The following is a 13,275-nucleotide window of genomic DNA, read 5'->3' as shown; positions in this document are numbered from 1 at the left end:
ACTAGAATTTAGTGAGATGGCAGCCTAAGTAGGTGTTTTATTATTGTCTCATATGCCTATGTCAGTCTAGTCACGCAGTCTTTTTTTGTAAATTCATAGGTTGTTATTTTCTATTCCCCCTAAGTAAGATATACTTGAAAGGTTCATTTTGATTTTACTAATACTTTTAACCAGGCTTTTTTTTACGTAAAATGCTGCCCGCGGGGAAAATTCCTAATGCCGTATTTTCCCCTGGAAATGCCTTTTAATAAAAGGCTCTATTCGAAAACTTTGTTGCTATTCATTATAAATTTCTAATATAGTCCTGCTAAATCACCGTAAGAATCCCCGGTGAGCAGGTAAGAAAAGAGCTGCTCGATCATTTTCGAGAGTAAAACCTTTGAATACAGAGGAAAAATCCGGCACCTGGGATTTTTCCAAAAGTAACAATAGATGCGAAAACAGTCTAATAAAATGGAACAGGAGATGAAGGACTTTGGGACAAGCTCTCAGTAAGGAGGGGACCAGGAGGACGGCTACCATCTATGGGGTGCTGCTGGCGATAAGCTCAGGACATTTCATAAATGATACGCTGCAGGCTGTGGTCCCGGCTATGTTTCCGATAGTTGAGAAGTCTCTCAGCTTGAGTTATACACAGATTGGATGGATTGCTTTTGTCCTGAATATGACATCATCGCTGCTTCAGCCGGTATTTGGGTATTATGCGGATATTAAGTCCAGGCCGTTTCTGCTTCCGCTAGGCATGCTTTCGAGCTTGATCGGGCTGATTGGATTTGCATTATCGAATCATTTTATCTTTCTGCTTCTTTCTGTGCTGTTTATCGGATTTGGTTCAGCAATTTTTCATCCAGAGGGATCGAGGGTAGCGTATCTGGCAGCTGGAAACAAGAGAGGCCTGGCGCAATCAATCTACCAGGTCGGAGGTAATACCGGGCAGTCCTTGGCGCCGATCATTACAGCATTTATTTTTGTACCGTTAGGACAGAAAGGCGCCTTATTGTTCACTTTGGCAGCCGGATTGGGAATCATCGTCCTTGTCCGTGTTTCCAGATGGTACAAAAACAGGCTGGATGGTGAGAAATCAATAGGGAAGAAAGTCGAAAAACAATCGTCTAAGAGGAATGCGGGCATACATAAGAAAATTAAATTGGCAATGCTGCTTGTTGTATTCCTGGTTTTTGCCCGATCCTGGTATGGAGCAGGCATTTCAAATTATTATCAATTCTATTTAATAGAAGATTATGGATTGACCATAAAGCAGGCACAGCTTTATATTTTCACATTCATGTTTGCCGGCGTGCTGGGAACTTTTTTTGGAGGTCCATTGGCAGATCGATTCGGTAAAAGGAATATCATTTTCTTATCGATGCTCGGATCTGCTCCATTAACGCTGCTGCTTCCGTATCTGCCGCTTGCTGCCGTCATACCTGTCTTCTTTTTGATAGGGTTCATCCTGTCTTCCAGTTTCAGTGTGACAGTTGTATATGCCCAGGAACTGCTGCCACGGAAAATCGGCATGGTTTCTGGACTGACGGTTGGACTGGCATTTGGGATGGGAGCAGTCGGATCCGTGCTTTTTGGAAGTCTTGCCGATTTGTACAGCATCCGGTTCGTTATGATCCTCTGCAGCTTCCTGCCGCTATTCGGGGTATTGACATGGCTCCTGCCGAAGGACAGAGAAATCAGGGAATATCATTCCATTTAATAGTGAAGGGCAATCGTTTGGGTAAAGATAAGGAATAAGTGATTTAATAGGAGGAAAGCAAAATGTTCAAAGAGTTGGAAGCCGGCACAGTCCAGGTGTTAACGGTAGATAGAGAAGTCGATTTTGGTTATTTTCTGACCAATGGAGAGGAAGACGTCCTCTTGCACCATTCACAGGTAGAGGGTGAGATAGAAATAGAAGATGAGGTAAAAGTCTTCCTGTATCATGATAAAGAAGTCCGTTTGACAGCGACAATGAACATACCAAAAGTGCAAATCGGTTCGTACGCCTGGACAGAAGTAGTTGACGTCAATTCAGGATTGGGTGTGTTTGTGGATATCGGTCTGATGAAGGATATTCTTGTATCTGCTGATGACCTTCCGATTTATGAAGATTTATGGCCTGCACCCGGCGATAAGTTGTATATGTCATTAAGAGGAGACAAGAATGGGCGCCTCTATGGAAAGTTGGCAACGGAAAATATCATCGGCCAGATCACAAGGAGAGCATCGAAAGAAATGCTGAAAGCCACTGTCCAAGGACGAGTGTATCGTTTGCTGAAAGTTGGCACCTTCTTCCTGTCTGAACAAGGATACCGCTGTTTTGTGCATGAAAACGAAAGAAGGCAGGAGCCGAGGCTTGGTGAACAGGTCGAGGGCCGGGTAATTGATGTAAAAGAGGACGGAACCCTTAATGTTTCGTTCCTTCCTTTAAAGCAGGATAAGATGGGGGAGGACGCCGACATCATTACCGGCTACATGGACAGCCGCGGAGGTGCGATGCCTTTGTGGGACAAAAGCTTGCCGGAAGAAATCAAAGACAAACTGGGATTAAGTAAGGCATCCTTCAAGAGGGCCATGGGCAAATTAATGAAAGAGGGGCGCGTTTATCAGGAAGAGGGATGGACGTACTACAAAAAATAAATACTTTCTGCCGCATTGGGGGAACCCTATGCGGTTTTTTAGTTCATTGGATTGATTATGGTCATGTCGACCTGCGAAGACACACCGGTCAATATCTGGAGGGGTAGGGAAGGCTTGAAAAAAGAAGCCGGAAATTCCGGCTTCTCCTAAATGGTTTATTTCTCTGACGCAGATAGCAAGGCAGCGGTTACGTCCTTATCTACTTTTCTGATCGGCAGAAGTGTGCCAATCAGTGCTATGGCGGCAGAACCGTAGAGAACGGCTTCATATCCATTCAAAGCTGCAAAAGACAGAACCCCGAAAACCGCCAGATCCAAGGCAGAGTCGACAATGGACAGCAAGGAAATGGTTGTCGCCCGGATGCCTGAAGGGATGAGGTCATTACTTAGCTGGGAATATATCGGATAGCGGACCGCCCTGACATATCTCAGGACAAAGAAGGCGCCGATGATCACCCAGAGAGTTTCTGACATTATAGCCGAAATCAACAACCCGGCGACTGCAAATAATCCAGTTGCGTGCATAAAGAAAATCCTTGTGAATTTACCGGTAAGCCACCCAATTGAATTCGAGGCAAAGTACCCCAACAAAGCAGAACAAGCATACATAACACCAAGCAGATAGACAGGCAGTCCTGCATCCGTCATCAAAGGCTGGTCAAAATATCCATAAACCGCACCGGCCGGGATGAAAACAAGGGTGACATTCAGGAACATCAGCAAAAGCTGTGGTGCCTTGCGGATTACTGTTATCCCTTCCTTTACCTGTGCAAAAGGATTTTCACGATAGGAACTTTCAACTCTTGGATTTTTTACAGTCAAAACAAATAAAATTTCAACTATATGAAACGCAAGCGAAAGCAGGATGAGCAGCTGGAACTGGCTGTCCTGCAGATCTTTAGCAAGATAGGAACCAAAAAGTACAGCAAAAATGGATGAAATGAAACCGGCAGACTGGATTTTCCCCATTGCTCTGTCCATGAAATCATTTTCCCTGCTTTCTTTGAGCGAGTCATAAATCAAGGCTTCATCAGCACCAGAAAAGAAAGTGACTGAAAAGCCATTCAATGCGCTGTATAGAAAGAACATCCAAGGATCATAAGCAAACAATAACAGGCAGATGCTTAAGAACTTGAGTGCAGAACCCGTGATAAACGAAACCTTTGCCCCGAATCGGTCAGCGAAAATGCCAGTCGGGACTTCCCCCAGCAGTACCGCACCGCTCCAAAACATCAACACGATCAGAATATCGGACGAGTCCAATCCCCTCTCCATGTAAAAAAGGGTAATGACGGGCTGAAGAAAGCTGATGGTGCCGAAAAACTGAACCCAAAATAAAGCTCTGATATTATGTGATGCAATCGTATTCTTTTTCAATTCAACATTCTCCTGATTCTATTGTTTTTTTAAATAGAAGGCAGGAGTGTGCAATTAATCAACTGGCTGATCGTATTAGGAAAGCGTGAAAACCTTCGTAATCAAACCGCCTTATTATAAAAGAGCAGAATTAACCGTTCACTCCTCCTTGATTGGCAGAAAATGAAGTGAATGTTTTTAACATGTATATTCCTCCTTTGATTTATCTCCTACCATATTACCATAAGATGCTAATTCCTGAATACACTTGCTAACAAGGCGGAAGCGGAAAAAATTTTCACTTCTAAACCATGTACAAATGGTCATATAGTGTATAAAAAGTCGTTATTCCAGATTGCAATCACTTTTTATTTATAATAATTCTAAAAAGGTATTGATTTTTCATTATTTGATGATATTATTATTTTATAATTATTATTAACTAAAAAATATTATCGATAGGAGAATGAATATGACAAACAATAAATTGACAACAAGCTGGGGAGCGCCGGTAGGCGATAATCAAAATTCGATGACCGCGGGATCTCGCGGACCCACACTCATACAGGACGTACATCTGCTTGAAAAGCTTGCACACTTTAACCGCGAGCGTGTTCCTGAGCGGGTTGTACATGCCAAGGGTACAGGTGCACACGGGTATTTCGAGGTCACCAATGATCTCAGCAAGTATACAAAGGCTGATTTTCTATCCGGAAAAGGGAAGCGCACTCCGATGTTCATCCGCTTTTCAACAGTGGCAGGGGAGAATGGTTCAGCTGACACCGTCCGTGATCCGCGCGGGTTTGCAGTCAAATTTTATTCTGAAGAAGGGAACTACGATATTGTCGGGAATAACACACCGATTTTCTTCATTCGTGATGCAATCAAGTTCCCTGATTTCATTCATACTCAAAAGCGGCACCCGCAAACACATTTGAAGAATCCAAATGCTGTATGGGACTTCTGGTCATTATCCCCTGAATCCCTCCATCAGGTTACATATTTAATGGGCGACCGGGGGATTCCGGCGACACTTCGCCACATGAACGGATATGGAAGCCACACCTTTAAATGGGTAAATGAAGAAGGGGAAGGAGTTTGGGTGAAGTATCACTTCAAGAGTGAGCAGGGAGTGAAGAATATTACGAATGAAGTCGCAGCAAGGATTGCCGGGGAAAATCCTGACTATCACACTGAAGATCTCTTCAACAGTATCGAAAAAGGGGATTTCCCTGTATGGAAGCTGTATGTGCAAATTATGCCGCTTGAGGATGCGGAGACGTACCGTTTTGATCCGTTTGATGTAACAAAGGTATGGTCCCACAAAGATTATCCATTGGTTGAAGCGGGACGCATGGTGTTGGACCGTAATCCTGAGAACTACTTTGCGGAAGTTGAACAGGCGACGTTTTCTCCTGGGACCCTTGTGCCGGGAATCGAGGTCTCCCCTGACAAAATGCTTCAAGGCAGGATCTTTGCTTATAGTGACGCTCACCGATATCGTGTAGGAGCAAACCATAATGCACTGCCGGTCAACAGACCGAAGAACGAAGTGAAGAACTATCAGCGTGACGGGCAAATGCGTTTTGACAGCAATGGAGGCAGTTCAGTGTATTATGAACCCAACAGTGCAGGCGGCCCGGCAGAATCACCAGTAGATAAGCAGACAGCCTTCCCTGTTTCGGGCTTGGCGGAAAGTACTGCATATGACCATGACGATCATTATACGCAGGCTGGCGATCTGTTCCGCTTAATGGATAAAGAGGAACAAGACCGGCTGATTAATACGATCGCAGGGGCGATGGGGGCAGTGGAAAGTGACGAAATCAAGCTCCGTCAAATCGGGCATTTCTTTAAGGCAGATCCGGAATATGGAAGAAGAGTGGCAGAAAGGCTGGGTCTGCCAATCCCTCAGGAAGTGAAATAAAAGTTCCCATTCTCAATTAAAGTTAATTATTCTCATTTAAAACGCCGCTGCATAGTGCAGCGGCGTTTTTTTGAATTCTTACAAATTATCATTCTGCTGTTTGATTTCCTCACGGCCTACAATTTCATTTGCAAATTCCTGATCCTGATGTTCATTAACAGAATCACCGGGATAAGGCTCATTGGCATCAAGATATGCACCATGACCTGCGAGTGCCCCCATCCGCTTATTGCCGTCTTTGTCAAAAGGTTGTTCTTTATTCATAAAGTCCCATCCTTTCTTTTTCTTTTAGTATGTCCCTGATTGTCGGTTTCATAATAGAAGCAGAATAATTGGGTGATTAAGTGAGAAACACCAGGTTATAGAGGCGAGCCCTCGTTAAAACCGGGTGATTAAGTGAGAAACACCGGGTTATAGAGGAAAGCCAGTGTTAAAACAAGGTGATTAAACGAGAAACACCAGTTTAATGAGGGAAGCCAGCGCTAAAATAAGGTGAATAAGTGAAAAACTCGCTGCTGTAGAGGGAAGCTTTCAGTAAAACAGGATGATCAAGAAAAAAACCTCAAATAATTAAAACAAAACAAGGGAGCAGCCTTCATGGCTGTCTCCCTCGTTCATCATTTATCCCAATGTTCTTCTATGAATTCATCCCTGCCTGATTTGGCGCGGTCTTCTTTATAGGCTTCCGGTTCTTTCTTATAGAAATCCTGATGGTATTCTTCAGCCGGATAGAAGGATACGGCGGGAAGGATTTTTGTGACGATAGGCTTTTTAAAGCGCCCGCTATCCTCGATTTCCTTTTTGGATTTCTCCGCCAACTCGCGCTGGTTCTCATTATGAAAGAAGATGGCCGTCCGGTAAGAATCTCCTCTATCTTGAAATTGCCCGCCGTCATCGGTTGGATCGATTTGCGGCCAGTAAAGATCCAGTAACTGTTTATAGGGAAAAAGAGACGGATCAAAGGTGATCTGAACAACTTCATAGTGGCCGCTGTCACCTTTTTTTACGTCCTCATATGTCGGATTTTCCACATGACCGCCAGAGTAGCCGGAAATGACACTTTCAATGCCGGGCATCTGGTCGAATGGTTTCACCATGCACCAGAAGCAGCCGCCTGCAAATGTCGCTAATTCAGTATGTTTCATAGTAAGAACACTCCCAGAAAATTTACTTTCGTCTATTAAAGTGTTAAACGATAATCGGATTTTACCACCATATCCTCTTTAAGACAATGAAAACATCTTGTACAAAAAGCGAAAAAAGCCAGGATGAGTTTCAGTGCAAGGCACTTAGGAAAAAACATTACATAAGTGGAATATTCTAATATTCCAAGCTTCATGCTATGAGTACTTATAAATTGTTTTAAATACAGAGGAGGGACCCGTATGAAAAAGACATATGACTGTATCATCGTGGGAGGCGGAATAGCCGGGCTGCAGGCAGCTATTCAGCTTGGGAGGTATCAGCACGACATCCTGGTGGTCGATTCAAATGACGGCCGTTCCACCATTTGCAGATGTTATCATAATCTACTGGGCTGGCCTGATGGCGTCAGCGGTGAACAGCTTCGTACCCTGGGGAGAAAGCAGGCTGAATCCTATGGAGTCGAATTCCAGCAGGACAGGATTATCAGTGCGCGGAAGGATAAAGGTGAATTCATAGTGGATGGCAAAGGCGGACATCATTATGTCGGCCGGAAACTCTTATTAGCTACAGGAGTGGTGGATAATATCCCGGAAATCGAAAACATATCGCCAACCCTTGGCCTCTCAGTTTATGTTTGTCCCGACTGTGATGGATATGAGGTGAAGGATAAAAAAGTGGTGGTTCTTGGATCTGGTGAGACAGGGGCTGAAATGGCTTTGACACTATCTTACTGGAGTGAGGACATAACATTTGTCAATCATGACAGCATGGAGATTTCCGATAATACCCAGGAGAAACTTAAGGAAAAGAATATCGGATATAGGGAAGGGACCATCAAAGAAGCGATTATAGATGGAGACAGCGGTTTTAAAGGAATCAAGCTTGAAAATGGGGATGAAGTGCCGGGGGAAAGAGGATTCATCGCTTTCGGCGGGAATAAAATCCACACTGAACTTGCTGAACAGCTTGGGGTCGAAATCATGGAGAACAATCATATCAATGCAGATGCCCGTTCAAAAGAAACCAATATTCCGGGTGTGTGGGCTGCCGGGGATATCGTTGCCCACGCAGAACAGGTATCAACGGCTATGGGGGATGGATCGATTGCTGCCATTTGGATACACAAAAAGCTGCTTTCTGAAAAATATTAAAAGAATTCCTTTACAAAACCAGCTATATTTTTTATTATAAACACATACCTCATAATCCTAGGTAGGTGAAAGTATGTTTAATCGGGAACTTGTCAAAGGGAGCACTTCACTGCTTCTGCTCCAGCTTTTGAATGAAAAAGATATGTATGGCTATGAACTTGTGAAGGAAATGGAGAAAAGGTCCGAAAATAACCTGCAGGTAAAGGAAGGGACACTTTATCCGGCACTGCACAAGCTGGAAAAACAGGATTATATTGAATTTTATTGGCAGGAACAGGAAAAGGGTCCGGCCAGGAAGTATTACAGGATCACCGAAGAAGGAAAGGAAATCCTGAAAGAGCGGACCAAGGAGTGGAACCGCTTTGTCAGCATGATGAACAAAATGATAGGAAAACCGGGACATGATTCCGTCTAAGGATAAATTCATCCAAGAACTCGATTCCCTTTTGGTCCCACATGAAGATAAAGAGGATGTCCTGGAAGAATATGAAGGCCATATTCATCATTTGAAGGAAGAAACAGGTGATGTGGAAAATGATGAATGGACCGTTCTAATTCATGAAAAAATCGGGACACCCGAGGAGATTGCAGCTATCTGGAATCAGGAATGGTCTGTCACTCCGAGTAGAACTCAGTGGCTTTTCGTGTCAGCGAATATCTTCCTTTTTGTCGGTGGAAGTCTTCTCACCATTCTTTACAATGTATTTTCCTGGGAATGGCTCCAGGGATTCTGGCTGAAACTTACGGATATTCCTGCCATCATCATCGCTGTATATATCGTTTTTTGGATATTGCTGGGGTATGAAATCGGGAAGGAATTCGGTTCGAAAGGAAAATCGCTGCTGGTAAAAACGCTGCTGATCAGTCTGATTCCCAATCTTGTGCTTATGAACCTTATCCTGTTTCACTTAATTCCCCATGAATGGTTTGATCCGCTTTTGAACCAATCCTTCATTCTGATCTGTATCGGGTTTACGATTCTTTTGCTCCCGATCAGCTGGGCTGGTTACAAATGGGGAAGGAGAGCATCTGTTTAGGTGACTCTTTTTTTACACTTATACATAGAAATTCTATATAAGTAGAAAAACGATATAGGAGGATGTTTTTTATGAAGAAAAGAAATCTCTTGCTTATCCTGAGCAGTATATTAATGGGGGTTCTTGCAGAGTGGCTGTTTGTGGATCATGTATTCGGTTTGTCTGTTCTGCTTTATGTTTCACTCTATTACTGCCTGTTTTATTGGCAGATGAAGGGAAGGCTTTTCAGGAACCGGAAAATTGGATTTCTGCTTATGCTTTCAATATTATCTCTTTCGCTGGGATACTTTTTATATTGGAACATTACATTTTACCTGTTGAATCTGCTGGTTTTGCCGGCCTTCATCATCGTCCACTCTGTCATCATCACCCGGAGAAAAACAATAGATTGGAACAATCCGGCTTTTATTGGATTTATGTTTTCATTCACAGGTAAATGGATTGCGTTTACCTTTGGCAGGATCGGCAAATTTAAAAAAGTGTTTCAACGGAGGATGAACAGCGGTTCGTATCAGACTTTCAAGAGGGTGCTTATCGGGCTTTTGATATCCGTTCCTTTAGTTGGATTCATAGGGATTCTGCTCGTGTCTGCTGATAATCATTTTGCCGAGCTTATGGCAAGGCTTCCTTTAAAGTTTTTCAACCTGCAAATCGGTGATGAAATTTTCCGGACGATATTTGTTTTAATGGTTTCGCTTATACTTTACTCCTTTATCAGGATGTTGAGAAGGAATGAAAAAGATTATCCAAGGAGCATGGATATTCAGAGGCCGTCCTGGGAAACCACGATCATTGTGACGGTATTGATTTCACTCAATGCCCTGTACGCCTTGTTTACTTTTGTTCAATTTCAATATTTCTTCAGTGATACACTATTGGCAGGATATACGTATGCCGACTATGCACGACGGGGATTTTTTGAACTGATTGTAGTCACTTTGATCAATTGGAGTATCGTTGTGGCCGTGATCAAATCTTCTGACAAGGGAGAAGGAGTCATGAGCAGAGTGACCAATATTCTTTTGACGCTGTTGATTGGAATGAGCGGCATCATGCTTTATTCTGCTGCCATGAGGCTTGGGCTATATGAGGAAGCGTATGGATTTACAATGTCCAGGGTGCTCGCCCATTCATTTATGGCGTTGATTGGCGTCATTTTGGCTTTTACTTTATTGAAAATATGGTATGTAAGATTATCATTAAGCCGTTTTTATATCATCACGGTCATGATTATTTACAGCGGATTGAATCTTGTCGATCTGAATGGCTTGATAGTGGAAAAAAATATTGATAGGTATGAACAAACTGGGAAGATTGATCTTTATTACTTTGAACAGATGTCCTATGCAGGCACACTGGGGTTGATCGATTTATACAAACAGGATCCTTCGCTGCCTGGATTGAAGGAATTACTGGTCAGGGAACAGGAAGGAGCAGTAGATCAAAAGGAAAGCTGGCAATCGACCAATTTGGTAAAAAAAGAGGCAGAGAAGAAATTGGAAAAGCTGGAATTAAGGTAAAGTATATTCGGATACCTAGAATTGCTATGTAAAGGAGGAGGACATGAAAAAGAAAGTGCTTATCATTGTGATTGTTTTAATTGGATTGGCTTTTACCCTGTGTGGTCCATATAACATCTTGCAAGATTTCAATGCGAATGAGATTTTGCAGGACGTTCAGTTGAAAAGGGATTTCCATAACGACCCGCTCCGTTCAGCAGAGTATAAAGGAAGAGATACCTATATTGTGTATACGGACAGCGGCGATGAATTTGTTGTGATAAAAGATTATTTTTCAGTGATGAATTTTAAGTGGAAAATATACGAACTCAGGGGTGGTGTTGAGGATGAATAAGCAAACGGTTATTTTCGACTGTGATCGTACCCTTTTTCAGATGGATGACGTATTCGCATCCTCATTGATAAAGACATTTGAATGTCTTAATAAAGTGAACGAGTGGGAAGGGGATATACCTTGGAATCGATATCATCATAACAAGGATCTCCCTTTGGCTGAGATGTGGCAAGAGCTGCTGCCATTCCATGAAAAATGGCTACAGGATAAGGCCAGCAGGCTTTTTCAAGTTCACTTACTAATGGAAATAAGAACGGGGAAAGGCAGGTTGTATCCGGACGCGGGTCCTTTTCTCGATAGGTTATCAAAAGAATGCGATTTCTATATTGCCAGTAACGGTTTAAATTTTTGTTTGTTGGAACTCGTTAACCGTTTCAACATTCATTCCTGTATAAAAGGAATTTTTAGTATGGAGGAGTGTGTTGTACCCCGAAAAGAAACGCTTATCGGCGATGAAAGCAACTTCCCGGCTGCGGTCGTGGTGGGGTGCAGAAGTGCATGCATACAGGAAGGCAAAGACAACGATTTGTACACCATTGGTTGTTCCTGGGGTACGCTTTCTGAAGTGGAGCTGGATGAGGCAGATACCGTCATTCACTCCTTCAAAGAATTGGAACGTATTCTTGCATGGAAAGGGATTTATCAGTGACTGGATGCGGCTTACAGGTCAAGGACTGTAAGCCTTTATCTATTTAATTTACAAAAAGAGCCTATAAAAAGTGCGATAATGGAACTTCAATATCGTCTAATTAATACATCATGCTTTATGAGGAGAAATTCATGTCAAATCAAGAGAAAATTTCACAGTGGTTCCATCAATACAGCGATGATGTTTACCACTTTTTAATTTATCGAACGGGCAAAACAGATGTGGAAGACATGGTTCAGGAGGTTTTTATAAGGGCCATCAAAGGGGTTGAGTCATTTAAAGGCAGCGCGAGTCCAAAAACATGGTTATTCAGTATCGCAAGGAATCTGGCCATTGATGAAATGAAAAAGGAAAAATGGAAAAGGCTGATTTCATTTCAGGCCTTTCATGAGCCTTCTAGTCTTGACACCCCTGAAACACTTTATCAGGCTAATGAAGAAACGCAGACTCTCTATAAGGCAATTCAGGAGCTTAAGGCAAGTTATCGGGATGTCATTATATTAAGAGGCATCAAGGAATTTACCGTCGATGAGACTGCAGAAGTTTTACAGTGGCCGCCAGGGAAGGTCAGGTCTACTTATCATAGGGCCAAAGCAGCCTTGCATAAACAGTTGGGAGGGCAGTAGATGAAGAATGATCATAGCGAATTGGAATCAAAGTTAAAAAAGATGCCGGTCAGAAGAATTCGTGAACAACATAAGAATGAAATGCATCAAAACTTGATGGACCAAGTCATCCTCCATGAAAACCTGACTATGAAGCAGCGAATAAAAAGACGGTTCTTTCTATCACTCGCAAGTCTACTGGTTGTTTGTCTCTTATTGTTTATCCTGTATGTGTCGATGAATGGCGGTCTGAAGTTTTTCATGGAACCGGGTTATCAAGACGTCATTCAGCATTATGACCGAGTGGAGAATCTCGAAGACTTTGAATCATTTCTTGAAGATATGGGGAAAAGCAAGGCTTCTTCCATCAATGTGATCTCTTTCGGAATTGAAGGTCAGGAATATATGAATCAGCTTACTTATAATGGAAGAGAAATAGCATCAGCAAGCAAAGTAGACGGTGAAACCAACGAATCCTATACCTGCCAGTCTGTCATGAGAAAGGACGAAGATCATCAAACAAAGTTCAAATTGAAGGCATGTGAAAAGAAGGACGGCCAATATATTGGGGAAATCGCTCTATTATCGGTTTCTCATATAAAAGAGAGAGGATTTTCAAAAGCGAAGGTCATGGAGAAATCGGAAAAAGGAGATAAAGCCTTCATTCAGGTGATGTTTAGAGATCCACCTTCATTTTTGTCTCAAGACGGGGAGGGGGTATTCACCATTCTGGCAGAAGACAGATCGATGTGGTCTTCAATCGAAAGCGGAAAGTTTTATAATATCAGGTATGGCCTTCTGAAGGACGGCAGTTTGATTTTGAAGGAAAAAGCACTTGCCGAAGACCAGGCATGGTGACTGGAAAGGAGGTTCAGTTCTTAAGAATTCGGGTTCAATTGGCTCTAATATATTTCCCTGCCGTC

General features: G+C 42.8%; 14 protein-coding genes. 11 read left to right on the top strand and 3 right to left on the bottom strand.

Going from position 1 to position 13,275, the window contains the following annotated elements:
- The first annotated feature begins 475 nt into the window (after positions 1-475).
- Positions 476-1,705 carry an MFS transporter gene (locus D3H55_RS21445; RefSeq protein ID WP_119549356.1) on the top strand — a complete coding sequence of 410 codons (1,230 nt, stop codon included), beginning with the start codon at positions 476-478 and terminating at the stop codon, positions 1,703-1,705.
- A 62-nt stretch (positions 1,706-1,767) separates the two neighbouring features.
- On the top strand, positions 1,768-2,628 hold the full coding sequence (locus tag D3H55_RS21440; protein ID WP_119549355.1) for a CvfB family protein: 861 nt from the start codon (positions 1,768-1,770) through the stop codon (positions 2,626-2,628).
- A 155-nt stretch (positions 2,629-2,783) separates the two neighbouring features.
- On the opposite strand, the gene D3H55_RS21435 is transcribed toward D3H55_RS21440, so the two are convergent.
- Positions 2,784-4,004, bottom strand: coding sequence for an MFS transporter (locus D3H55_RS21435; RefSeq protein ID WP_119549354.1), 1,221 nt, complete (start codon positions 4,002-4,004; stop codon positions 2,784-2,786).
- A 451-nt stretch (positions 4,005-4,455) separates the two neighbouring features.
- Between D3H55_RS21435 and katA the strand changes: the two genes are divergently transcribed.
- The gene (gene katA, locus D3H55_RS21430) at positions 4,456-5,910 is read left to right on the top strand and encodes a catalase KatA (protein ID WP_119549353.1); all 1,455 of its coding nucleotides are present in this window, start codon (positions 4,456-4,458) and stop codon (positions 5,908-5,910) included.
- A gap of 78 nt (positions 5,911-5,988) precedes the next feature.
- On the opposite strand, the gene D3H55_RS21425 is transcribed toward katA, so the two are convergent.
- Complete coding sequence (locus tag D3H55_RS21425) at positions 5,989-6,174, bottom strand: hypothetical protein (RefSeq protein ID WP_119549352.1); 186 nt, start codon at positions 6,172-6,174, stop codon at positions 5,989-5,991.
- A gap of 353 nt (positions 6,175-6,527) precedes the next feature.
- Entirely contained in the window at positions 6,528-7,055 is a 528-nt protein-coding gene (msrA, locus tag D3H55_RS21420; RefSeq protein WP_119549351.1) for a peptide-methionine (S)-S-oxide reductase MsrA, read from the bottom strand.
- 240 nt (positions 7,056-7,295) lie between these two features.
- On the opposite strand from msrA, the gene D3H55_RS21415 reads away from it, so the two are divergent.
- From D3H55_RS21415 to D3H55_RS21380, 8 genes are all read left to right on the top strand, one after another.
- Positions 7,296-8,207, top strand: a complete 912-nt coding sequence (locus D3H55_RS21415; RefSeq protein ID WP_119549350.1) for an NAD(P)/FAD-dependent oxidoreductase — start codon at positions 7,296-7,298, stop codon at positions 8,205-8,207.
- A 73-nt stretch (positions 8,208-8,280) separates the two neighbouring features.
- A complete protein-coding gene (locus tag D3H55_RS21410) occupies positions 8,281-8,622 on the top strand; it encodes a PadR family transcriptional regulator (protein ID WP_119549349.1) in 342 nt (113 codons plus the stop codon).
- A complete protein-coding gene (locus D3H55_RS21405; protein WP_119549348.1) occupies positions 8,609-9,244 on the top strand; it encodes an HAAS signaling domain-containing protein in 636 nt (211 codons plus the stop codon). The genes D3H55_RS21410 and D3H55_RS21405 overlap by 14 nt, the downstream gene beginning before the upstream one ends.
- A gap of 71 nt (positions 9,245-9,315) precedes the next feature.
- Complete coding sequence (locus D3H55_RS21400) at positions 9,316-10,764, top strand: DUF4153 domain-containing protein (RefSeq protein ID WP_168413211.1); 1,449 nt, start codon at positions 9,316-9,318, stop codon at positions 10,762-10,764.
- 43 nt (positions 10,765-10,807) lie between these two features.
- On the top strand, positions 10,808-11,098 hold the full coding sequence (locus D3H55_RS21395; protein ID WP_119549346.1) for a hypothetical protein: 291 nt from the start codon (positions 10,808-10,810) through the stop codon (positions 11,096-11,098).
- On the top strand, positions 11,091-11,747 hold the full coding sequence (locus D3H55_RS21390; protein WP_119549345.1) for a hypothetical protein: 657 nt from the start codon (positions 11,091-11,093) through the stop codon (positions 11,745-11,747). The genes D3H55_RS21395 and D3H55_RS21390 overlap by 8 nt, the downstream gene beginning before the upstream one ends.
- A 131-nt stretch (positions 11,748-11,878) precedes the next feature.
- Positions 11,879-12,373: an RNA polymerase sigma factor gene (locus tag D3H55_RS21385; RefSeq protein WP_119549344.1), complete on the top strand. Its 495-nt coding sequence runs from the start codon at positions 11,879-11,881 to the stop codon at positions 12,371-12,373.
- Positions 12,374-13,210: a DUF4362 domain-containing protein gene (locus D3H55_RS21380; RefSeq protein ID WP_119549343.1), complete on the top strand. Its 837-nt coding sequence runs from the start codon at positions 12,374-12,376 to the stop codon at positions 13,208-13,210.
- The last annotated feature ends 65 nt before the right edge of the window (positions 13,211-13,275 follow it).

The sequence above is a fragment of the Bacillus salacetis genome (assembly GCF_003581585.1).
GTDB lineage: Bacteria > Bacillota > Bacilli > Bacillales > Bacillaceae_B > Rossellomorea > Rossellomorea salacetis.
The sequence above is the reverse complement of the archived record's forward strand: the minus strand, read 5'-3'. Positions and strand labels throughout refer to the sequence as shown.

What these genes read in the sequence shown, in the direction of transcription:
- D3H55_RS21425 (WP_119549352.1), bottom strand. Translation starts at nt 6,174, where the DNA reads ATGAATAAAGAACAACCTTTTGACAAAGACGGCAATAAGCGGATGGGG.
- D3H55_RS21390 (WP_119549345.1), top strand. Translation starts at nt 11,091, where the DNA reads ATGAATAAGCAAACGGTTATTTTCGACTGTGATCGTACCCTTTTTCAG.
- msrA (WP_119549351.1), bottom strand. Translation starts at nt 7,055, where the DNA reads ATGAAACATACTGAATTAGCGACATTTGCAGGCGGCTGCTTCTGGTGC.
- D3H55_RS21405 (WP_119549348.1), top strand. Translation starts at nt 8,609, where the DNA reads ATGATTCCGTCTAAGGATAAATTCATCCAAGAACTCGATTCCCTTTTG.
- D3H55_RS21440 (WP_119549355.1), top strand. Translation starts at nt 1,768, where the DNA reads ATGTTCAAAGAGTTGGAAGCCGGCACAGTCCAGGTGTTAACGGTAGAT.
- D3H55_RS21415 (WP_119549350.1), top strand. Translation starts at nt 7,296, where the DNA reads ATGAAAAAGACATATGACTGTATCATCGTGGGAGGCGGAATAGCCGGG.
- D3H55_RS21410 (WP_119549349.1), top strand. Translation starts at nt 8,281, where the DNA reads ATGTTTAATCGGGAACTTGTCAAAGGGAGCACTTCACTGCTTCTGCTC.
- D3H55_RS21385 (WP_119549344.1), top strand. Translation starts at nt 11,879, where the DNA reads ATGTCAAATCAAGAGAAAATTTCACAGTGGTTCCATCAATACAGCGAT.
- D3H55_RS21400 (WP_168413211.1), top strand. Translation starts at nt 9,316, where the DNA reads ATGAAGAAAAGAAATCTCTTGCTTATCCTGAGCAGTATATTAATGGGG.
- D3H55_RS21395 (WP_119549346.1), top strand. Translation starts at nt 10,808, where the DNA reads ATGAAAAAGAAAGTGCTTATCATTGTGATTGTTTTAATTGGATTGGCT.
- katA (WP_119549353.1), top strand. Translation starts at nt 4,456, where the DNA reads ATGACAAACAATAAATTGACAACAAGCTGGGGAGCGCCGGTAGGCGAT.
- D3H55_RS21380 (WP_119549343.1), top strand. Translation starts at nt 12,374, where the DNA reads ATGAAGAATGATCATAGCGAATTGGAATCAAAGTTAAAAAAGATGCCG.